Source organism: Shinella sp. 838 (assembly GCF_029623935.1).
Taxonomy (GTDB): Bacteria; Pseudomonadota; Alphaproteobacteria; order Rhizobiales; family Rhizobiaceae; genus Shinella.
Genome location: NZ_JARSBQ010000002.1, coordinates 649,967 through 667,928 on the forward strand (window position 1 = coordinate 649,967; position 17,962 = coordinate 667,928).

The following is a 17,962-nucleotide window of genomic DNA, read 5'->3' on the forward strand; positions in this document are numbered from 1 at the left end:
CGCAACGGCCAACTTGGCCGTTGCTCATATCCCCGCCCGCTCAAGCGCCTCAACCTCGCCGGCACACAGCCCGCGCGGCACGTCCGGCTCCGTATCCAACAGCTTGCGGTACTCGGCGAGTGCCACCCGCACGAGCTCGTCCCATATCTCGCGGTCGGTCACGCGGATGGCATAAATGTTCCTCCGCGCCACTTTGACGAACGGCGTGCCGACTGAAAGGTGGCCGTCCGGCTTCTGCATGATGGTGCAGTGATGCAGTTCGATCGGGCCGATGGTCGCGGTGAATGCCGCCAGCATGCGCATACCGTCCTGGCGGAGGGCACCGCGGGTCAGGCCCATGGATTTGATCGCGACGTTCATGCTGCTTCTCCCATGCGGATCGTACGCTTCAAGCCTGCGTCGTCTGGTTCATGCCGGTCCAGCCAGTTGGAGATGACCGCCTTGGGCTTCCCGACCTTGGCCGTCGGCTTGGTCGCTGCCATCCCCAGATAATGCGCCTCAACAGCGGCCAGCACATCGTGGAAAAGTTGCCCCCCAAGGCCGACCGCGGTGACGCCTTCGCCATTAGGCTGCTTATGCCGGGTGAACGGCATGGTGACGTGATATCGGTCGCCCCTCTTGGAAAACAGAGCCGCCCTCACCGTGATGACGTCGTCAATTCGGAAGTTGAACGACGCGATCACGTCGCCTGCGTGCTCTAGGGGCTGCCAACGGGTAATTAGAATGCTCATGCGTTTAGTCCTTTCATCCATTCAGATTCGATAACCCGCGGCCTTTTCGGTGCCTGCGGTTCTTGCTTCAGTTCCGACTCGCGTCGGTCCATGTTGATGGTGAGCGTCTTCTGAGCCGCGATGGCATAGACGGCGCAGTCGAGCGTTTCGTGCCGCTTGCCTGGCACCGGCACGAATTCGTAGACCTTCGCGCCACGGCGATACCGGACAAGCATGCGCTCGCCGGTCAGCTGTTCGAAGTAATCGGCCTCGAGCCGGTCACTAAAGCGGATCTCGCCCTTCGCCATCCGGCCGAATAGCGCGGCCTTCACGCCGTCGACGCCGATGATCCAGAGCGAGCCACGGCGCTTGTCTGACCGGCTGGCAGCAATCCAAGGAATGTTGCCGCCACGGCCCTTAATGGCCATCACGCGCCGCCGGGTACGCGGAGTGCAGAAGGCGATAACCTTGTCCATGGTGACGCCGTCGCCAGCGTCGACACATGCAGCGTCAACGCCGATCGTGCCGCCGGCCGGGTGGCGCCAACGCTCCTTCAACAGGGCGTCGAGGTCGGCCCAGGTCTCATCGTCGTCCCAGCGACCGTCGATAATGACATGCCCCAGGACATGCGGCAGCCCGTTGCGGTCCCATCCCATGAGCGTCGTTTCGAGGCGGTCGTGCTGCACGTCGACGCCGGCAGTGATGGCCAGGACATCATCCGGGATATCCTCAAGGCTGAACGGCTGACGCCGCTCCATGAGCTCGTTTTCGTCCACTTCCGTCCCGCCGCCGGTCGTCCCTTCGGCTAGGATGGTGTTGATGAACGTCTTGAGGTCTTCGGGATCTTTCTGCGCGGCAATCCACTCGACTGCCAGTTTGCTCCAGGCGGCGTTCTCCAGCAGCGACACAAGGGCGTTGAGCCGGAAACCGGCATGCCCTTTGACCTGCGGCGCCGTTATGCGCCACTGGCCGTCCTCGACCATCTGCAGCTTGTGCCTTTCGGTGGCGACGCCTTCGCAGGTCGGGCAGTGCCAGGCCGCCTTCTCGGGTTCGCCTTCCGGCCATTTGATGTGCGCCCACCGCAGCTCGTGGAAGGTTCCGCAGTGCGGGCAAGGGCATTCGAATATCCGCTTGTCGGACTCCTCGTACCGCGCCAGCACGTTCGATGTGTCCGCATCAACCGGCGTCGAGCCAATGACAATCTTTCGATCAGCGAAGGACAGCGTGCGCTTCTCCGCCAGGAGGATCGGGTTGCCTTCCTTGGTGGGCGCCATGGCGTCGGCTTCGTCGATCAACAGCGCGCGGACATTGTGCCGTCTCAAGTTTTTCGGGCTTTTCGCCGCGACGACCTTCAGCGAGCCGCCAGGGAAGCGCCTGGAAAGCATCGTGTCGCGGTCGCCTTCGCGCGTGTCGCCGGACAGCAGGGACCGGATAGACGGCGAGGCGTCGAAGATCGGCTCAATGTCCGAAACGACGTAGTCTCGACAGTCCGCCTCAGTCGGCAGAACGGCCAGGATGGGCGACGGATCGTTCGCCACAAAGCCGGCGATAGCGCCGGTGAGCAAGGTCGTGAAGCCTACGCGGACCGGCTTCACCAGGGTGACGCGCTCGATGAGCGGGTCACCGATGGCGTCGGCTATCTCGCGCTGCGGCTTGTAGAGCCTGATGCGGCCGGAAACGGCCGCAACGGATTCAGGAAGGCGGATCTCGCTCTCAATCCATGTCGAGAGCCTCATCTTCGGTGGCGGCTTCGCCTTGGCGAGGGCGCGCCGCCTGAGTTTTGTCAGGGTCAGCAAGGGCGGTCAAAGCCTCTCGGATTTCGTGATCTATGAGCTCGATCGCAGCGGCGTCGAGCGAGGCGCCAGCACGGCGGCGAAGGCGGCCGGGCACCGCGAGCATTGCGCTTCGGACCTCGGAGACGATGCCTTCCCAGGTCTGCGCAACGGCCTCGGCTTCGACCAGTTCGCCACGGGTTTGCGAGTTCTTGAGAGCCTGCGCGTCCGCACGTTCTTTAGCCAGGCGAGCGTTCTCGGCATTGAGGTCTAGGTTGGCAGTCTGGCTGCCGGCCTTGCCCGAGACGTGCCGCACATAGTTCTGGATCGTGGCCGGCGCGTCGAAGGTTCCCGGCGCAATTCGAACTGCGATTCCTTCCTCGGCCAATTGGTTTAATCTTCTAGAGGATAGCCCTAGAAGGCCTGCAATTGCGGCAGTTTTCAGTTCCATGAGAACCTCATTCTTGGGAAGGAAATGATATAGGAAAATTTGTGCAGACTGATTTTCCGGGATACGCCGCCCCGCATGGCCTCTGGGCCGGGGAGGACCCGTCCGCCGAAGGCTATTTGAGCAACTTCTGAATGACCTTCATCACCCGCTGCTCGAGGAGCGGACCTGCCATCTTGTCGAAGGCGTCCCCCGTCGCACCCGTGATCATCTCAACGGGGATACGCACGCCACTGCGCTGTTGTGTGATCTTCGTGCCGCTCTTATTGAGACGGCGCCATACGTCAGGCGACAGGTAGGCGGACTCGACGCGACGAGGGAATTTGCCGCCCCGCATGAACGTGCCGGGATACGTTGTGGGCCGGCCCCACGGCTTCGCTACCACGCCCTTGCGTGTCTCGCGCGGCTTAAAGAAGCGAAGGCGGATGTCGCCGCCCTCACTCTTCAGTGTATAAAGGTATTTACCGGGAGATGCGCCGTAAGTAACAACGGCCTTCTGGATAGTCTTCTTCGGCAAGCCCGTCTGTTTCGTTAGCGTCCGCACGACTTGCGTGCGAACGCGGTCGCCGACCTTATTTATCTCTTGCGGTATGACCTTCGGAAACCGTGCAGAAAGCTGCACGATTTCCTTCTGGTACTTCTCGAGAGTGGCGTCCGCCCATTTGATGCTGATGGTCATGCTTGCTCCTAGTCCGTATCGGCCGCCTCGACCGCCGACTTAATCGCCCCGCCGAGCTCGGCCACGGTGACCTGTGCGGCGGTGCGGGGGTCGGAGACGCCGGAGACGTTGATGGCGGGCACGTTGACGTTGATGTAGGTGTCGCCGGCCTTGACGGGAGCGCTACGCGCCGCTGCGCCGGCTTGCGCAGCCTGGAAAGCGTCGTTTGTGGAGATGACGCCCGAACGACCGGGCGAAAAAATCTCTGGCCCGTTTTCGCCTACGAGATAGGTCTTGCCGGCTCCAACTGGGCCGCCCTTGGCCCTAGCGCCGTCGACTGCTGGCTCGGATGAGCCGCCGCCCAGCCCCAGCTTCGCTTTGATGCCGCCCAGAAAGTCGATATCGCCAATCGCCGCTTTGATGCGCTGGGGAATGGTCTTTACCCATTCGATGAGCGCGTCCACCTTGGACAGCATGCCGTCCCAGAGCGCCTGCACCATTTCCGCGCCAGCGGCGAAGATCGCAGCGTTCGCCGCCTTGAAGGCCGCGATGATCTTGCGGGTGATGGCATAGGCGCCATCCTCGATAGCCATTTCGTGTTGGCGCGTGAGGTCTTCCTTGCCGAACAATCCGCCCAGCCAGGAGGAGACTTCCTTGATTTGCGTCCATGCCCAGTTAGCCGCGTCACCGATGGCCTCGAAGGACGGCGCGAAGTGATCCAGCACCGGCTGGATTAGCTCGACCACCGGCTTCAGTTCATCGCCGATGGCACGGGCAACGCCTGTGACAATAGAGGAGATGCGATCCCACTTCGCCCACAGGTACGCACCTGCCGCCCCGATGGCAGCCAAGCCAACGCCAATAGCCAGGAGGGCTGGAGCGGACACAGCGGCTATGGCAGCGCCAAGAGCGGTGAGGCCACCGGACACGCCAGTCAGAATGGCGGAGGCGCCACCAAGGGCACCGATACCCGCCGACAACACGGAGCCGAATGCAAACAGGCCCGCAAAGCGCAGCGCGGTTGCAGCGATGCGGAGGGCGATCAGCGCCGACACTGTGCCGGTGATTGCAGCGGTCAGGCCGGGGTACTCTTGCGCTAGGCGGCTTATGTTGGTGATCGTTGGGCCGACCACCTCCAACACCTTGTTGAGTGCCGGCAGGAGCGCATCGCCGACCGAAATGGCCAGGTCGTTGACGCGATTACGAAACAGCTTCAGCGCATTGGCGGTACGCTTGGCGGCGGCGTCGAATTCCTTGGAGGCGGAACCGGCGTACTTGTTTTGGTCGCTGATCAGACCGAGCACGTCGGCGAGCATCTGCCCGTTGGTGATCAGCGGACCGAGCGCTCTCGCCTCGTCGCCGAACAAATCCGACACGGTTGAGGCGCGCATTTCGGCCGGCAGCTTATTGATCCGCTGGAGCACGTCAACGAACGTGCCCATAGCGTCCTTCTGCATGCTCTTCGCCGTGCCCTTGGCCGTCAGGCCAAGTTTCTTGAAGGCGGCGTTGACGCGCGGGGTAGCGCTAGCCCCCTTTGTCAGTGCCCTGCCGGCATTAAGGAAGCTGGTCGCGGCCACGTCCGCTTCGAAGCCGGACGACACCATGGCCGTACCGAAGGCGGCGGTTTGCTCTGCCGTGAAGCCGAACTGCTTTGCGGTTGTGGCGGTGGACTTCACAACCTTGAGAATTTCGGGAGCGGCAGCAGAGGAGTTATTGGAGAGGTGATTGATTGCGTCAGCAAGCAACCCGGTTTCGTCCAGCGTCAGGCCGAGACCGCTCTTGAGCTTGGCAAGGTCCTTGCCGGTTTCGCCGGCCGTGGTATCCCAGGCCGTACTAACCTTGGCGGCTAGTTCGGTGAACTTGGTAAGTTCGTTTTCCTTGATCCCGGCGCCGGCAGCGGCAGCGGCAATATCCGCAATGCCGGAGGCCGCAATCGGGATGCGGAGGGACATTTCTCGTATGTCCTTAGTCATGTCCTTCAGCGCGGCAGGGCTGCTGAAGTCCATGACCTTGGTCAGGTCGGAAATCGAGCTTTCGAATTCAATGGCGGCCTTGATCGGCGCGCCAAGGGACTCCGCCAGCGCATAGCCCATGCCTACCGCGTCAAGCATGGAGCCGCGCGCCGCATCGAGCCGGGCCGCATTGGTTGCTGCCATGGCATTGAGCCGGCCGAGGGCAGACGACACTGCCCTCGACGGTCCCGTAAGCTTGTCGACTAGGGCGACGATTAGTTTGGATTCACGAACCGCCATCCTGGCCTCCGTTTTTACGATTCAGCCAGCGGACCGCAGCCTGAAAATACTCGATGGCCCGCTCAGGCGGCATGGCTTCGACGTCCATCACAGACGTCGAAAGCTCCGCCGATATGATGGCGACTACATCGACCCAGTCGCCGTCGATGCGTGGAAGTTTCCCAGGGTGTCGCCAAGATCGGAGACCATGGCGCCGAAGTCGTCGAGATCGATTTCCTTGATGACCTGGATCGGCGTGTCGGAAATCGAAGCGAGCAGCGCAATCATCTTGCCGGTCTCGCCTTCGAATTTGTCCATCGACATCAGGTCGCCGACCTTGGGCTTACGGAAGGTCAGCGTGGTGAAGGTCTTGTCGTTGTGTGAGACGGGCGTTTTGAGCGTGTAGGACTTCATGCGGATTCTCCTTTGAGAAGGCGTGTAATGGTGGCCGTGTCGTAGACGACGGCCTCGGGGTCGGGTTCGGGCAGGTACTTGCGCCAGCCATTAATCAGATCGCCGAAGCGGTTGAGGGCGGCGATGATGTCCGGTGCCGCGACTGAGATCTCGACCGCGGAGTCGGGGAAGTCGATCGCGGCGTCTAGCTGCGCGCCGTCGGCGTCCTCAATGGCCTGAAGGCGCCAGGTGGGGCGGTTGGTCATGCTTCCGTAAGCTCCACTAAAATGATGCCGCTGTGCCGGTCCGAGATCTTTGAGACTTCGTACCAAGGGCTGCCGGGACGGGTGGTGGCGCGCACCTTATCCTTCGACCGCAGCACGATTGATGGATATGCAGAGCGATTGATGACCAGCGCATGGGCGCTGGCCGACACGGTGGTGATCATCCCGTTTCCGAGTGAGATCGAGCCGTCGACCGAAGGGCTATGAAGGATGGCCATGATGTCGGCGGCCGGACGGGCGGGATCGGCCGTGCCGTTCTTCATGGGCGCGTGGCGGACGGTCTCGGCGAACGCTGCGGAGACGGCCCGATCGCAGGCCGTCTCAAGAGCTTTCCAGTCCATTTAGATCGAAAGCCGCACGACGCCAGTCGCCGAGGGGTTCGCGGCAATAGCCATGGCGTGACCGATCGGGGTGTTCGTGCTGGCGGTCGTCGTGGCCTCACCGCTGGCCACGAATACAGGTGCGCCGACCGTCCATGCCTGGCCGCTGACCTTCTTCACAGTGAAGACGCCGGTCGTCTTGATGTTCACGGGAGCGCCGGATAGCGCGTCGGTGCAGGCAATGCCGGCGAGCTTTCCGACCTCGACGATATCGCCGGACTTGACGTCGGCGGGAGCGATCACCTCAATGATGTCGCCGGTCTGGATGTAGGTTTTCATTCTGAGAATCCTCTGTCGTAGTAGGGCACAAAGCGCTTGACCCTAGTGCCGCTGAGGGCGGCAAGGTCGCGATCGAGTGCGTCGATGGCTGATTGAATTTCGGAAACGGAGCGGTAGATAAGCCGCCTGCGCGTACCCCCTGAGGTGAACTCGATTTCGAGCTGACCCGAGGACCGGGCGACCACAAGGGCCACCCGCATCGCCTGAAGATCTTCGGCGTTCATTATGCGCCGGCGTTCTTGTAGGCACCGCGGTAGTCGATGGCACCAACGGCGAAGTCGAGGCTCGCAGCGACCTTCACGGCCTGGGTGTCAAAGTCCCGTTCCGAGCGGACCTGCGGACCTTCGACGCCACCGACATAGCCATAGACGACGACCGGTGCGGCGGACGGCGAGGCGAAGAGATACCAAGCGTTGCCCGTGATGTTGGCGTCCACTACCAGCGTGGCAAAGCCCGACCAGATGTTCACGTCGCTCGCCTTGGTGGCGTTGATCGATGCGAGGATCAGGCGGGCGGCCGTCTCGTAAGCCGGACCGACAACCAGGAAGGCCGGCTGCAGGTTCAGGACCATGCCGTCCAGGGACTTCTGCGCACGCAGGGCGGCGACAGCGAGACCGATGGACGTGGCGTCGATGGCAGAGCCCGAAGCGGCGAGGTTGCCATGATCAGCGTGGAAGAGCGCCTTGGTATCCGACAGCGCACCGTTGGCAGCCAGAAGGGCGTATGCCATTCGATTCTCATCGTTGGCGGCGCGGATGGCGATGCCGCTGGAGAAGTCAGAGAGGGCGGAGAGGTCGTCGTTGATAAGTGCCTTACGGCCGATGGCGATGCCCGTTCCGTATTCCTTCGCAGTGACCTTTTCGGCATTTTCCGAGATCGTGCCGTATTTCACTTCGCCGGCTTCGTTGATCTCGGTGAAGGCGGGAACGTCGCCAACGCGGAGGAACGAATGGGCCTTAAAATCGCTGAAGGGCTTGCGTGCCGACCAGGAGCGATAGGTCGGCGCTGCAACCTGGTACTGTGCGAGCAGCGCCTTGTTCGCGGCGGCGGCCATCAAGAGCGGGAAGTCACTCGTCGAATGGGCGCCGACCGCACGCTGAAGCAATGCTTCGCGGTCTCGCAGGTTGACGCGCTCGCCACGGGCGACGGCAAGGTCGCCTACGAGATCGAGGACGGCATGACCGCGGAATTCGGTGGCGCGGCCTTCCAGCTTCACGGCGGCAGGCGCAAGGCGATGTGCAAGCGCGTCGCTCATGGCGGAGCGGATGGCTTCCGGGTCGCTGTGGTCTTCGCCAACCTTGGCCGTGGTGCGGATGGTGCCGGCCGCCTGGCTGCGAGCCGCAAGCGCTTCGAGGGCAGCGGCGTTCACGGTGGCGATATCGGATTCCGCATCGACGTGCTGGTCAATGAACGCCTGGTCGAGGCCGGCGGCCTTGGCGGCTGCACGGATGGCCTGGTTGATTTCGGCGCGAGTCTGGGTAGTGGTCGTGGTCAAAGGATTGCTCCGGATTTTGGAGGAGGGGTCGGCGGGAACGGAGACCAGACTGGCCTCTTTGATGGTCCACGCTTTTGCAGTGAGGGTGCGCTTGCCAGCGGGGTTGCTTTCCGCCCAGCGCTCGGTGGTATAGCCAATCGATGCAGAGAAGGACCGGCCGTCGGAGAGCTCGGCCGCGATCCGCTTCGCCTTTTCTGAGTGCTTGGAGAGGCGAACCGTACCGACGATTTCACCACCTTCCCGGCGGATGTTGGTGACGTCTCCGAGGTTGTCGTCGAGCGAGCCCTGGCGGTGCGAGTCCAGCAGCGGCACGGTGTCCGGCCATGTGGCGCCGGCAATGTCGAGGACTTCGATGAAGCCACCACGCTCGACGGCGGCGCCAGCGCTGAGGACAAGGTCGAAGGTCAGTGTTTCGGCGTTCCAAGAGGACGCGCGAAGGGGCGCGGCCCGCGTGAACGGGCCGTTGTGGTCGGTCATGGATGGCTCCGGTGGTTAAGCCGCGATGGCGGCGGGAGGGGTGTTCTCGTTAGCGGGAGGCGGAGCCAGGCCGAGGCTCTTGGCCCGGTCTGCGTCTGCCGCGCGTTCCGCGTCGAGGACTTCGATATCGACGCCGCGTGCCGTAACGGCTTCACGTCTGGACATAAGGCCGGCGTCGATCGCCATCACTTCGGCCTGGACGTCGTCTTTCGGCGAAACCCACATCGTTTTCGGCGGGATGAACTTCGCAGGCATGGCCGCTGCGACGGTCGTCTGGATGCGGCCAGACAGAACTTCGGTCGTGGCCCACCGAACCCAGATCGGGCGCAATGCCTGGAAGGCGATCACGCCGTGCTGGATGGTCTCGACCAGGCGTCGGAATTCGATCAGACCGACACGGGCCGAACTGAAGTTGGTATCAGACAGGTCGCCGGTGAGGGCGGTAGCCGGCAAGCCGAGGGCGACGGCGATTTCTCTTTCCACCATCTTGGCGAAGGCAATGACTTCTGCACCGACCAGGGCCGGCGTGGACTGCTTGTAGTCCTGGCCGGGAGCGAGGTAGTGCAGGCCGCCAGGTGTAAGGCCGCCTATCATTGTAGTTCCGGTCTGCTCACCCTCCAGAGGCGTTGCGCCCCCATCCATGCTGGTGATGAACCCGGCCATGAGGGCGGCCGTCTTCTGTCGCATCAACTGTGCATCGCGCCACTGATCGAGGTCTGCCATCCGAAGCATGGCAGGGGCGAACCAGGAGATTCCGCGAACCTGGCCGGGTGTCTCCGGGCGGAAGAGATGCACGACATCGGCAGCATCAACACGGCGAGCCGGCGCAACCGATGCATAGGGCTGGCCAGCCTGGTCTGGAATGATCCAGTAGGCGACCCGCCGGCCCGTCGCGTCAAACTCGACGCCCTGCACGATACGGCCAGACTCGGTCGGGCGCGACATGCTGGCATCGACCTGCTCGGCATCGATCAGGCGAATCCGCAGGCCATCGTCGGTGTTGATCATGAGGGCGAACGCTTCGCCATCGATCACCATCCGGCGGGCCATGATGCCCTGCAGGCCGTAGAAGTCGGTCATGCCTTCCATATCGGCCACGTCTGTCCAGGCCTCGAAAGACGTGTTAAGCGTGGCGCGGATCGCTGTGTCGGCATGCTGCGATTGCGGCTTGATGCCGTTGCCGATCAGGGCAGACACCCATGCCGTGGCAGCGGAAGCAGCGAGCGCATTGTTGCCGGCAAGATAGCGGGCACGCTTTGCAAGCGGCCCACGAGCCTCCAGGGTGGCGGCGAGTTGGTTCGGCATGTCGGGCGTACCGCGCCAGCGGCGGCCGCCCTGTGCGCCGTCATATGAGCGCTTGCCGGTGAAGAGGTTGCGAAGGCGGTTAAACATGGGCGCTCCCATGGACCTTCGTGGCCCATGCCCTTACAGCAGTCCAGCACAACCAAGCGGGAACGGTCAGGCTTGCGTCATCATCGAAGACGACCCATTCGCCGTTGCAGGGGACGGGCCGCGGTGTAGGCAGTCCAGCGAAGCTGAATGCCGCAACGACGACTTCAGCATTGATCCGCACACGCCGGTTTCGCAGCTTGGCGAGCAGCGCAAGGGCGAATACATCGTGGCAGGAATAGGCGGTGCGGTTCGCGCTATGGTCGCCGACTTCGAGACCGGCAGCGCGCGCCAGGGTCAGCCAAAACGAAACCGTGCTGATCGGCGTGTCGAGGAATTGCGCAACCTCAGAGAGATTGAAAGAAGGCTTCGTCCACCACACGGGCACGACAAAGCAGCCGACCGAAGGCGGCGACGGATTAGGCATTGCAGCCTCCTGTCATTTATTGGTTGAAAGATGGTGTGTTTAGAAAAAGCCCCGGCCCGAGGGGCCGAGACTGGATGATCTCCGACACGGTGTCGGGAAACTTGCCGCGGAGCGCATTGCTGCGCTCGACGCGGTGACCAGTGCGCCAGGAAAGGAACGCACCGATTGGGGAAACTGGGTTTGGGGGTGTCTCACTAATACCGCGTCGGGCGGCAATCAGCGCATGCCTTACGCCTCGGGGAAGTCGTTCATTGTGAGAACGTTCATACCCTCTCATAGGAATACCCCGCGAGATCGCGTTTTGTAGCGTTTTCCGCAGAAAATATTAACGTCAGGGCGAAAAGCTCAATGAATTGGAGGGTGTGCAAATTTGCCACTTGTTCGCCCCTCTCATACATACAGGGAACGAAAAGCCAGAAAGTGAAGGTTTTGCCGAAAAATATTAACGCGGCGGCGAATTGTTCAATGATTTCGTAGCATGCCGAAATTTAGGTAAGGTCATGTCGCCGAATTCGACACGACCCCTTCACTGTACTCTCTCCGAGATCGTAAAAAGCGGCGTTTAAGCTGCGATTTTCGGTCTCACCTGTTGCCATGTTCAGTGCGCGTTAGCGACGGTCAGGCTATTTTGCGCTTTTCTATCAAGACATTACCGAAATTTCGGTAATGTCCGACCGCTCCCCCTGCCTCATCTTGCGATACCCTCTCAGCCCTCGGGGACTTGAAACCCCGTGACCGACAGAAAGGTGGCGTTTCATCAACGCCAGCACGGAAAGCTCAATGATTTCGAGGGTGTGCCAATTGGCATCTTATCAGCAAGGTGGAAATTTTTCCACCTTGCCAATTCGGCAATTTTTTGCCGAATTTCACTCCGCCGACCAATCAACCCTGACCGGCGCCTTCTCTCGGAACGGCACCTGTATCTGACCGTACCGCGCCGCCGCCCTGGTCTCAGCACGGGCCAGCTCGAGTTTCTTCTCTAGATACACGATCTTCGCCGCCGCTCTGGTCAGCGTCTCCTCCAGCCGCTCCGCCTCCACCATCGCCCGACACGCCGCCTCAAGCCTACCAGCCGCCCAGGCGCGCCGCTGAGCGGTTGTTCCGTACGGGCCATCCTCGCCTACCGCCTCAAGCGTGTCGCCCGCTACGAGGCAACGCTGGGCGATTGTGAGCAGGCCCAGTTGGTCGAGGATGGAATCTACCTGTGGCATCTCGCCGGCCGTCCACCGGGCCGCGGCTTGCATGGCCTCCCAGCCGGGCGTTCCGAACGCGGCGGAGGGGATGGCTTGCCGAAGGTTCTTGCGGGCTTGGGTGTTCATGCTGCTGTCCTCCTCTGTTGTTTCAACGTCCCGTCTGCACCGTTGCACCGCTATAGAGATATGAACGGTGCGTGCAGCTGCGAGAGGGGATAAATCCCCCCTCGCGCAGTGATGTTTTTGAATGAAAACTGCACCGACCGTGCAGATTGATTTCATTGCATTTTCCTCGTTTTTTTCACGCTTCGGTGCAGCCGGTGCAAACATCGGTGCAGCGTTCAAAACACGGCTTGTGATACAAGGCGCTGCACCGATCGAACCGTGCAGTTCGATTAGCCCATTTTCCGCCTCATCCGCTCGGCGAATTCGGCTGATTGCTGCTCAGCATGACGGCGTGCTTTCGCATCCACGACTGCCTCTTGGCCGGCATCAGTAAGCTTCCATTTCCGCGCTTCGAACTTCAGAAGCTTCTGGGCTTTGGCCTTGTCGGCGGCCGTTTGCGCTCGTCTGCGATCAGGCTCACCGTCCTTGTTCCGCCAGCCGAGGCGCTCCGCGATGTCCCTTGTGGACTGCGTGGGATCTCGATCAAACTCGAGCAGCACCGCGTCCATGTCACTAAATGCCTGCCGCTTCACCGCGCCGACCTCCTTCTCCGACATGTCCCTCGCCAACACGGTCGGCACCAGTCTGCCGCGGCTGTCGACAAGGGTGGGCGCCGTTACCGATTCCAGCTTGAAGACCACCGGCTCGAAATCCGGTCCGCGGTGCTTGCCTTGCCAATGAAGCTTCACCAGCCCGTCGGACTTGGTCAGCGTGAGGTTGCCGTCCACCTCCGCTATGAATGCGCCGCCCCCACGGGGCAGTAGGCTATCACTGCTGGCGTTCTTGGTCGGATGGGTTGCTACCAGCACGGCAGGCTCGCCGGGCAGCGTCGTCAATTGTCGCAGGTTCCGAGCATGACGGCCGGCGTCTGTGTTGGAGTTCTCGTCATCGCCGAAGAAGAATGCGGCGCTGGTATCGACAATGACAAGGCTGGCACCGCCTAGCGCTTCCACGTCCTTGCGAATGAGTTCGATCGTCTCTGAGACGTCGGTGGCGCCCTTGAGGAAGTGGACATCGATGCTGTGAGGGTCAAAGCCAAGATGATGGCCAGCAGCGATCCAACGCATTTGAACGTCGTCGGGATTTTCGCCCGCCAGATAGCAGACGCGGCCGGGCTTCACGTCTCTGCCGCCGACTGGCATGCCCAACGCGGTAGCGGCGGCCAGCAGCAGGAGGACAGCCGTCTTTCCCGTGCCGGTCGTGCCGGTCAGGCTGTAGAAGAATCGCGACTGAAACACCCCGTCCAGCGCGTAATCCGGCGGAACGAAGTCCTTGACGAATGCAGCGCTGGAGATAATGCCGGGATACTGCTTGTTATCGTTGGCCGGCTCGGTGAAGCGGAGCCGATAAGCGACACGGCGCTCGACATGGTCCTGGATGCCGGCCTCGAGGCGGGTGGCCGCTGTGGCGATGCCAGCGGCATAGTCGACCTTCTCGCCACCGCCGCGCTCTAGGTCAATGAGCGCGCCCTGGAATTCCATAACGAGGTCGGAAAGCTCAACACGGCGCGGCCTCGGTGATTTCAATGAAGCCATTACGCCGCCTCTCGGTTGCCTGCGAAGACCAGCGGAAGCCAGTGTGGTTTCGCGTACCGGCGCGTGATGCTCTCAGCGATTGGCATGTCGAGCACGCCGCCGTCGAACGAGTAGACAAGCCAATTAGTAGGTGTCGGCACGATGTCTTCGGAATCGAGAAGGCGGCCCATAGCGGCAACGGCCGCTTCCGACATGTCGACCCAAAGAATGATGTTCTGATCCGCCTTGCCCCATGTCGCATTGCCGGCGAAGCCGGGAATGTCGCGCGCCATTTCGAATAACGTTACACCGGAGCGGCGGCGCAGATAGGTGGCGATGCGGGCCTCCAGCGTGTCGGTGACGTGTTCCTTAGAAAGCAGGCGGGCGGCGAGGTTAAGTTGCGGTTCGGACATGGCGCAGGGCCTCCAATGCGATGCGGTCGACAACGACCGGCGGGAAGGTGACGATGGATTGGCCGTGGTGTTTCGGCCCGTAGACCCGCCAGCCGGCGTGGCCTTCGACGAGTTTGAGGTCACGAATGCGCATGCCGTCGTCTGTCTCCAGATCGAAGCGCGCAACACAGTTGCCGCCTGGCGGGGCCGGGCGGATGGATATGATTTTCATGATGGTCCTGTTGGTTAGGCGGCGCGAGCTAGGGCGCTATGGTCATTGGCAGCGTGCATGCAGTGGCCTATCTCGGCGAACACACTGGCGAACCGTTCCGGACGCGTGCCGAGGTAAGTGAAGACCTGCCCCATCTGCAGCGTCCCGCCGTTCCGTTTCGTCGGGGACTCGAAGCGAATTCGGCCTCGCGTGAAGCAGAACGCGCTGGCAGCCTCAAAGAACGACGCGAACCACGCCGTGTCGGTGGCGTTATTCGTCAGGACGATGGCTTCGGTGCAGCGACCCGAGCGGTACTCTGCAACGACCTTGGCCGCAAATTTCGGCATGAGGTCACGGCTATACGGCGGGTTCATCCAGACCTTACCGTGCCATTCCTTGTCGAGGCCGTTTGTCTCGGCTGTGTAATAGGTGGATGCGCGCACCGTCCGCTGCGCCGTGGGATTGCTTGCCGGGTCAGTGTCGATGGTGCCCATGACTTCTCGTGCCATATCGACGTACTTGGCTGGGGTATACCACTCGTTGTCGCCGGAGAATTTCGGCTGGTAGACGCGGGAGCCGGGTTCGTTCTGGTTGGCAGCTAAGAGCCGGCCTTCGTCAGTGAGGATAAAGTCCGGGGCGGCGTCGAGGTCTATGAGACGGGTCATGCGGAGGCCCTCCGAGCGGCCAGCCGCGCCGAGATCCACGCCAACACCTCCGCTCGGCTGAAGGCGATGCGCTTCTCCCCAAGCTCCACAGGGCAGGGGAACCGGCCTTCAGATCGAAGGCGGTGGATCGATGTGCGAGATAGTGAGGTGAGGGCGCAGGTGTCGCGCATTGAAATTAGTACGTGATTGTCATTCGCAGGCAGCATGGTGGTCTCCTCTCCCGCGCGCGGAACGGAATCCGGGCGTCGGTTCAATCAGGTTAAAATCGAGAAGGTTCGGTGGCCGACCGGCTGGTCGGGTTAGGGTTAACCGACGTCATCGACGCCGCGCCTCTCCGGGGCGCACGGGCGGCAGAGCCGCGGCTAAAGGGACGCCTTTCGGCATCCAGCGGGCACCACCCCGCGACACAGGCGCACCACCACAGAGCGCCCATACTGCCCTTATAGTACCGTTTTACAATTTTGTCAAGACCCTGATTTCAGGAATGCGGCCCAGTCCGCCATCAGCTTGCGACGCTTTTCAAGGGCATCTCCACGACGGTACGCCCGCTCGACAGCGCTCCCCACCTGATGCGAGAGCGACCATTCGCGAATCTCACGGGGATGGTCCGTCTCTTCACCGGCCCAGTCCGCGAACGCGCTGCGCATGCCGTGCACGCTCGATCCGCCCCCGGTGGCGATGTCGCGCACGATGGTCTCGCCGATCGGCCTGCCTTTCTTCGCCCCCTTGAAAATAAATCCGGTTGTGCCATCAGGCAGGCAGGCCAGCGCCTCCTCCGTCAGTGGAACGACATGCTCGCGGCGGGTCTTCATCCTCGCCGCCGGGATCGTCCACGTCATCGATTCGCGGTCAATCTCTTCCCAGGTCGCACCGCGAGCCTCGCCGACGCGGGCAGCTGTAATGATCGTGAAGGCCAAGCAGCGGCTCGCTACATCGTCGCCCAGGGTCTTCCAGAACTTTGGCAGGTCCCGGTAGGGCATGGCCGCGTGGTTCGCGCCAGTGGTGCGCTGCGCCGGCGCCAGAATGTGCTCAAGGTGCCCCGACCATCGCGCTGGGTTATCGCCAGTTCTCAGGCGTTTGGCTGTCGCGTAATCTAGGACGGCTTCGATCTTCCCCCGCACACGCTGACCCGTTGCCGGTTTCTCCGCCCAGAGCGGGCGCAGAGTCTGTTCGACCAACTCGGTGCTTACCGCGTCGATCGCAACCTTGCTGAGCCTGGCGGCGTGCCCTTCCAGGTGTTTTTTCCATTCAAGGGACGTATGACGAGTCCACGTTCTTGGCTCGCGAAGGAATGTGTCGACGACGCTGCCGAACGTAAGTGCGCTGGCTCTCTTTCGGGTGGCGCGTTCCGCATATGGGTCTTTCCCGTCTGCAAGCATGGCTCGAAGTTCGTCAGCTTTCTTTCGGGCCTGCGCTAGACTAACCGGCGCTATCCCCTCCAGTCCGCCCAAACCCAACTCGCGACGAACCCCCGTTCGGCGATAGATGAAAAACCAAGATTTCGTACCGCCGGGATGGACGCGGAGATATAGCCCGTCGCCATCGCCGAGCAGGCCGGGCACCTTCGCGGCGCGCACTTTCGTGTCTGTCAGCTTGTTCCTTGCCATACCATCTACCATAACCAATGACGTTAACAGTATGTGCAAGGTGTGCGAAATGGTCAACGCAATAGACTGAAAACAAAGGGATTATTTTTCTATCCCTTTGTTTTCGCTGGTCGCTTGGGCGCCCCTGGGGCGCCCGTTTCGTTTCAGGAGAAGCGGGAGGGGCTGAACGTCTCCGCCGTTATACCTTCGCGCGCGAGGGGTTCGGGCATGGAGCTTCCGGTGAGGAGGGCGGCGGAAAGGCTGCCGAGGGCGGGCGAGGTCAGGATGCCGTAGCCGCCCTGTCCGGCGAGCCAGAAGAAGGACGGCTCGTCTTTCGCCGGACCGATGACGGGCAGGCGGTCGGCGGAGAAGCTGCGCATGCCGGCCCAGCTCTTGAAGACGCGGCGCACGCTGAGCGTCGTCACTTCCTCGACATAATGGGCGGCATAGGCGATATCGAGCTCTTCCGGCTGCACGTCCGCCGGCTCGCAGGGCGTGGCGTCGGCCGGCGAGGCGAGCAGGCGGCCTCCTTCCGGCTTGAAATAGAACAGTTCCTCGATCTCGTTGATTTCAGGCAGGCGGCTCGCGTCGATGCCCCCGGGCAGGTCGACGGTGATGGCCGTTCGGCGGTGCGGCACGATGCCGGCGGGGGCGACGCCCGAAAGCGTGGCCACCGCATCGGCCCAACCGCCGGCCGCGTTCACCAGCGTGCTGGCCGATATGGTGTCTCCACCGGTTTCGATCCGCCATGCGCCCGCGACCCGCCGGGCGCCGGAGAACGTCTGCCCTTCGAGGATCTGTGCGCCGTTGCGCCGGGCGTGGCGGGCATAGGCCTGCAGCAGGGCGTCCACCTCGATATCCCAGTAGTCGGGGTCGAAATAGGCGGCCGCTGCATAGGCCGGGTCGAGCATTGGCGCACGGGCGAGCATCGCGGCTTCGTCCAGCCACTCCACCGCCACGCCGAGCGCTTTGGCGGCCTCGAAGCGTGCGCGCACCAGTGCCGTCTTCTCCGCCGTGCCAAGGATGATGCTGCCCCGCTTTATGAGCAGCGGTACGTCGGCAAACCCCTCGGGCGGTTGCATCAGGAAATCATGGCTGGCGCGGGCGAGCGCATTCACCAGCGGTGCATTGTCCCGCAGGGTGAACTCCGCCGCCGAGCGGCCGGTGCTGTGATAGCCGAGCGCGCCTTCCTGCTCCAGAACGACGACGGAGCGGAACGGGCTCAGGAAATAGGCGAGCGAAAGGCCGGCAATGCCGCCGCCGATGATCGCGATGTCGAATGTCCGCATGGCC

22 protein-coding genes are annotated in these 17,962 nt (G+C 62.3%); all 22 read right to left on the reverse strand.

What is annotated here, in order from left to right; genetic code table 11:
• Positions 1 to 24: 24 nt before the first annotated feature.
• The 22 genes from P9A16_RS10820 to P9A16_RS10925 all read right to left on the reverse strand — a co-directional run bounded on the left by P9A16_RS10820 (position 25) and on the right by P9A16_RS10925 (position 17,958).
• The gene (locus P9A16_RS10820; protein ID WP_278025668.1) at positions 25 to 360 is read right to left on the reverse strand and encodes a hypothetical protein; all 336 of its coding nucleotides are present in this window, start codon (positions 358 to 360) and stop codon (positions 25 to 27) included.
• The gene (locus P9A16_RS10825) at positions 357 to 731 is read right to left on the reverse strand and encodes a hypothetical protein (protein ID WP_278025669.1); all 375 of its coding nucleotides are present in this window, start codon (positions 729 to 731) and stop codon (positions 357 to 359) included. Before P9A16_RS10825 ends, P9A16_RS10820 begins: the two co-directional genes overlap by 4 nt.
• Positions 728 to 2,506, reverse strand: coding sequence for a phage terminase large subunit family protein (locus P9A16_RS10830; RefSeq protein ID WP_336620600.1), 1,779 nt, complete (start codon positions 2,504 to 2,506; stop codon positions 728 to 730). Before P9A16_RS10830 ends, P9A16_RS10825 begins: the two co-directional genes overlap by 4 nt.
• Entirely contained in the window at positions 2,424 to 2,933 is a 510-nt protein-coding gene (locus P9A16_RS10835) for a terminase small subunit (RefSeq protein WP_278025670.1), read from the reverse strand. Before P9A16_RS10835 ends, P9A16_RS10830 begins: the two co-directional genes overlap by 83 nt.
• A 112-nt stretch (positions 2,934 to 3,045) precedes the next feature.
• Positions 3,046 to 3,609 carry a hypothetical protein gene (locus tag P9A16_RS10840; protein ID WP_278025671.1) on the reverse strand — a complete coding sequence of 188 codons (564 nt, stop codon included), beginning with the start codon at positions 3,607 to 3,609 and terminating at the stop codon, positions 3,046 to 3,048.
• Between the two features lie 8 nt (positions 3,610 to 3,617).
• Positions 3,618 to 5,840, reverse strand: a complete 2,223-nt coding sequence (locus P9A16_RS10845) for a phage tail tape measure protein (RefSeq protein ID WP_278025672.1) — start codon at positions 5,838 to 5,840, stop codon at positions 3,618 to 3,620.
• A 123-nt stretch (positions 5,841 to 5,963) separates the two neighbouring features.
• Positions 5,964 to 6,233 carry a phage tail assembly protein gene (locus P9A16_RS10850; protein WP_278025673.1) on the reverse strand — a complete coding sequence of 90 codons (270 nt, stop codon included), beginning with the start codon at positions 6,231 to 6,233 and terminating at the stop codon, positions 5,964 to 5,966.
• Complete coding sequence (locus P9A16_RS10855) at positions 6,230 to 6,478, reverse strand: hypothetical protein (protein ID WP_278025674.1); 249 nt, start codon at positions 6,476 to 6,478, stop codon at positions 6,230 to 6,232. The genes P9A16_RS10850 and P9A16_RS10855 overlap by 4 nt, the downstream gene beginning before the upstream one ends.
• Positions 6,475 to 6,837 (reverse strand): hypothetical protein, encoded by a 363-nt coding sequence (locus P9A16_RS10860; protein ID WP_278025675.1) that lies wholly within the window; start codon positions 6,835 to 6,837, stop codon positions 6,475 to 6,477. Before P9A16_RS10860 ends, P9A16_RS10855 begins: the two co-directional genes overlap by 4 nt.
• Positions 6,838 to 7,155, reverse strand: a complete 318-nt coding sequence (locus P9A16_RS10865) for a DUF2190 family protein (RefSeq protein WP_278025676.1) — start codon at positions 7,153 to 7,155, stop codon at positions 6,838 to 6,840.
• Positions 7,152 to 7,379, reverse strand: coding sequence for a phage head-tail joining protein (locus P9A16_RS10870; protein ID WP_278025677.1), 228 nt, complete (start codon positions 7,377 to 7,379; stop codon positions 7,152 to 7,154). Before P9A16_RS10870 ends, P9A16_RS10865 begins: the two co-directional genes overlap by 4 nt.
• Positions 7,379 to 9,127: a prohead protease/major capsid protein fusion protein gene (locus P9A16_RS10875; protein WP_278025678.1), complete on the reverse strand. Its 1,749-nt coding sequence runs from the start codon at positions 9,125 to 9,127 to the stop codon at positions 7,379 to 7,381. The genes P9A16_RS10870 and P9A16_RS10875 overlap by 1 nt, the downstream gene beginning before the upstream one ends.
• Positions 9,128 to 9,142: 15 nt before the next feature.
• Positions 9,143 to 10,519 (reverse strand): phage portal protein, encoded by a 1,377-nt coding sequence (locus tag P9A16_RS10880; protein WP_278025679.1) that lies wholly within the window; start codon positions 10,517 to 10,519, stop codon positions 9,143 to 9,145.
• A complete protein-coding gene (locus tag P9A16_RS10885) occupies positions 10,512 to 10,943 on the reverse strand; it encodes a hypothetical protein (protein ID WP_278025680.1) in 432 nt (143 codons plus the stop codon). The genes P9A16_RS10880 and P9A16_RS10885 overlap by 8 nt, the downstream gene beginning before the upstream one ends.
• Positions 10,944 to 11,809: 866 nt before the next feature.
• Positions 11,810 to 12,262, reverse strand: a complete 453-nt coding sequence (locus P9A16_RS10890) for a hypothetical protein (protein WP_278025681.1) — start codon at positions 12,260 to 12,262, stop codon at positions 11,810 to 11,812.
• A 269-nt stretch (positions 12,263 to 12,531) separates the two neighbouring features.
• A complete protein-coding gene (locus P9A16_RS10895) occupies positions 12,532 to 13,836 on the reverse strand; it encodes an AAA family ATPase (RefSeq protein ID WP_278025682.1) in 1,305 nt (434 codons plus the stop codon).
• Positions 13,836 to 14,228, reverse strand: coding sequence for a hypothetical protein (locus P9A16_RS10900; protein WP_278025683.1), 393 nt, complete (start codon positions 14,226 to 14,228; stop codon positions 13,836 to 13,838). Before P9A16_RS10900 ends, P9A16_RS10895 begins: the two co-directional genes overlap by 1 nt.
• The gene (locus tag P9A16_RS10905) at positions 14,209 to 14,439 is read right to left on the reverse strand and encodes a hypothetical protein (RefSeq protein WP_278025684.1); all 231 of its coding nucleotides are present in this window, start codon (positions 14,437 to 14,439) and stop codon (positions 14,209 to 14,211) included. The genes P9A16_RS10900 and P9A16_RS10905 overlap by 20 nt, the downstream gene beginning before the upstream one ends.
• 14 nt (positions 14,440 to 14,453) lie before the next feature.
• A complete protein-coding gene (locus P9A16_RS10910; protein WP_278025685.1) occupies positions 14,454 to 15,083 on the reverse strand; it encodes a DNA N-6-adenine-methyltransferase in 630 nt (209 codons plus the stop codon).
• On the reverse strand, positions 15,080 to 15,289 hold the full coding sequence (locus P9A16_RS10915) for a helix-turn-helix transcriptional regulator (RefSeq protein WP_336620601.1): 210 nt from the start codon (positions 15,287 to 15,289) through the stop codon (positions 15,080 to 15,082). Before P9A16_RS10915 ends, P9A16_RS10910 begins: the two co-directional genes overlap by 4 nt.
• A 258-nt stretch (positions 15,290 to 15,547) precedes the next feature.
• Complete coding sequence (locus tag P9A16_RS10920; RefSeq protein ID WP_278025686.1) at positions 15,548 to 16,690, reverse strand: tyrosine-type recombinase/integrase; 1,143 nt, start codon at positions 16,688 to 16,690, stop codon at positions 15,548 to 15,550.
• A 143-nt stretch (positions 16,691 to 16,833) separates the two neighbouring features.
• Complete coding sequence (locus P9A16_RS10925) at positions 16,834 to 17,958, reverse strand: NAD(P)/FAD-dependent oxidoreductase (protein WP_023511965.1); 1,125 nt, start codon at positions 17,956 to 17,958, stop codon at positions 16,834 to 16,836.
• Between the last annotated feature and the right edge of the window lie 4 nt (positions 17,959 to 17,962).

What these genes read in the sequence shown, in the direction of transcription:
- P9A16_RS10925 (WP_023511965.1), bottom strand. Translation starts at nt 17,958, where the DNA reads ATGCGGACATTCGACATCGCGATCATCGGCGGCGGCATTGCCGGCCTT.
- P9A16_RS10885 (WP_278025680.1), bottom strand. Translation starts at nt 10,943, where the DNA reads ATGCCTAATCCGTCGCCGCCTTCGGTCGGCTGCTTTGTCGTGCCCGTG.
- P9A16_RS10865 (WP_278025676.1), bottom strand. Translation starts at nt 7,155, where the DNA reads ATGAAAACCTACATCCAGACCGGCGACATCATTGAGGTGATCGCTCCC.
- P9A16_RS10875 (WP_278025678.1), bottom strand. Translation starts at nt 9,127, where the DNA reads ATGACCGACCACAACGGCCCGTTCACGCGGGCCGCGCCCCTTCGCGCG.
- P9A16_RS10840 (WP_278025671.1), bottom strand. Translation starts at nt 3,609, where the DNA reads ATGACCATCAGCATCAAATGGGCGGACGCCACTCTCGAGAAGTACCAG.
- P9A16_RS10920 (WP_278025686.1), bottom strand. Translation starts at nt 16,690, where the DNA reads ATGGCAAGGAACAAGCTGACAGACACGAAAGTGCGCGCCGCGAAGGTG.
- P9A16_RS10845 (WP_278025672.1), bottom strand. Translation starts at nt 5,840, where the DNA reads ATGGCGGTTCGTGAATCCAAACTAATCGTCGCCCTAGTCGACAAGCTT.
- P9A16_RS10860 (WP_278025675.1), bottom strand. Translation starts at nt 6,837, where the DNA reads ATGGACTGGAAAGCTCTTGAGACGGCCTGCGATCGGGCCGTCTCCGCA.
- P9A16_RS10915 (WP_336620601.1), bottom strand. Translation starts at nt 15,289, where the DNA reads ATGCTGCCTGCGAATGACAATCACGTACTAATTTCAATGCGCGACACC.
- P9A16_RS10895 (WP_278025682.1), bottom strand. Translation starts at nt 13,836, where the DNA reads ATGGCTTCATTGAAATCACCGAGGCCGCGCCGTGTTGAGCTTTCCGAC.
- P9A16_RS10835 (WP_278025670.1), bottom strand. Translation starts at nt 2,933, where the DNA reads ATGGAACTGAAAACTGCCGCAATTGCAGGCCTTCTAGGGCTATCCTCT.
- P9A16_RS10825 (WP_278025669.1), bottom strand. Translation starts at nt 731, where the DNA reads ATGAGCATTCTAATTACCCGTTGGCAGCCCCTAGAGCACGCAGGCGAC.
- P9A16_RS10880 (WP_278025679.1), bottom strand. Translation starts at nt 10,519, where the DNA reads ATGTTTAACCGCCTTCGCAACCTCTTCACCGGCAAGCGCTCATATGAC.
- P9A16_RS10905 (WP_278025684.1), bottom strand. Translation starts at nt 14,439, where the DNA reads ATGAAAATCATATCCATCCGCCCGGCCCCGCCAGGCGGCAACTGTGTT.
- P9A16_RS10890 (WP_278025681.1), bottom strand. Translation starts at nt 12,262, where the DNA reads ATGAACACCCAAGCCCGCAAGAACCTTCGGCAAGCCATCCCCTCCGCC.
- P9A16_RS10855 (WP_278025674.1), bottom strand. Translation starts at nt 6,478, where the DNA reads ATGACCAACCGCCCCACCTGGCGCCTTCAGGCCATTGAGGACGCCGAC.
- P9A16_RS10870 (WP_278025677.1), bottom strand. Translation starts at nt 7,379, where the DNA reads ATGAACGCCGAAGATCTTCAGGCGATGCGGGTGGCCCTTGTGGTCGCC.
- P9A16_RS10900 (WP_278025683.1), bottom strand. Translation starts at nt 14,228, where the DNA reads ATGTCCGAACCGCAACTTAACCTCGCCGCCCGCCTGCTTTCTAAGGAA.
- P9A16_RS10820 (WP_278025668.1), bottom strand. Translation starts at nt 360, where the DNA reads ATGAACGTCGCGATCAAATCCATGGGCCTGACCCGCGGTGCCCTCCGC.
- P9A16_RS10910 (WP_278025685.1), bottom strand. Translation starts at nt 15,083, where the DNA reads ATGACCCGTCTCATAGACCTCGACGCCGCCCCGGACTTTATCCTCACT.
- P9A16_RS10850 (WP_278025673.1), bottom strand. Translation starts at nt 6,233, where the DNA reads ATGAAGTCCTACACGCTCAAAACGCCCGTCTCACACAACGACAAGACC.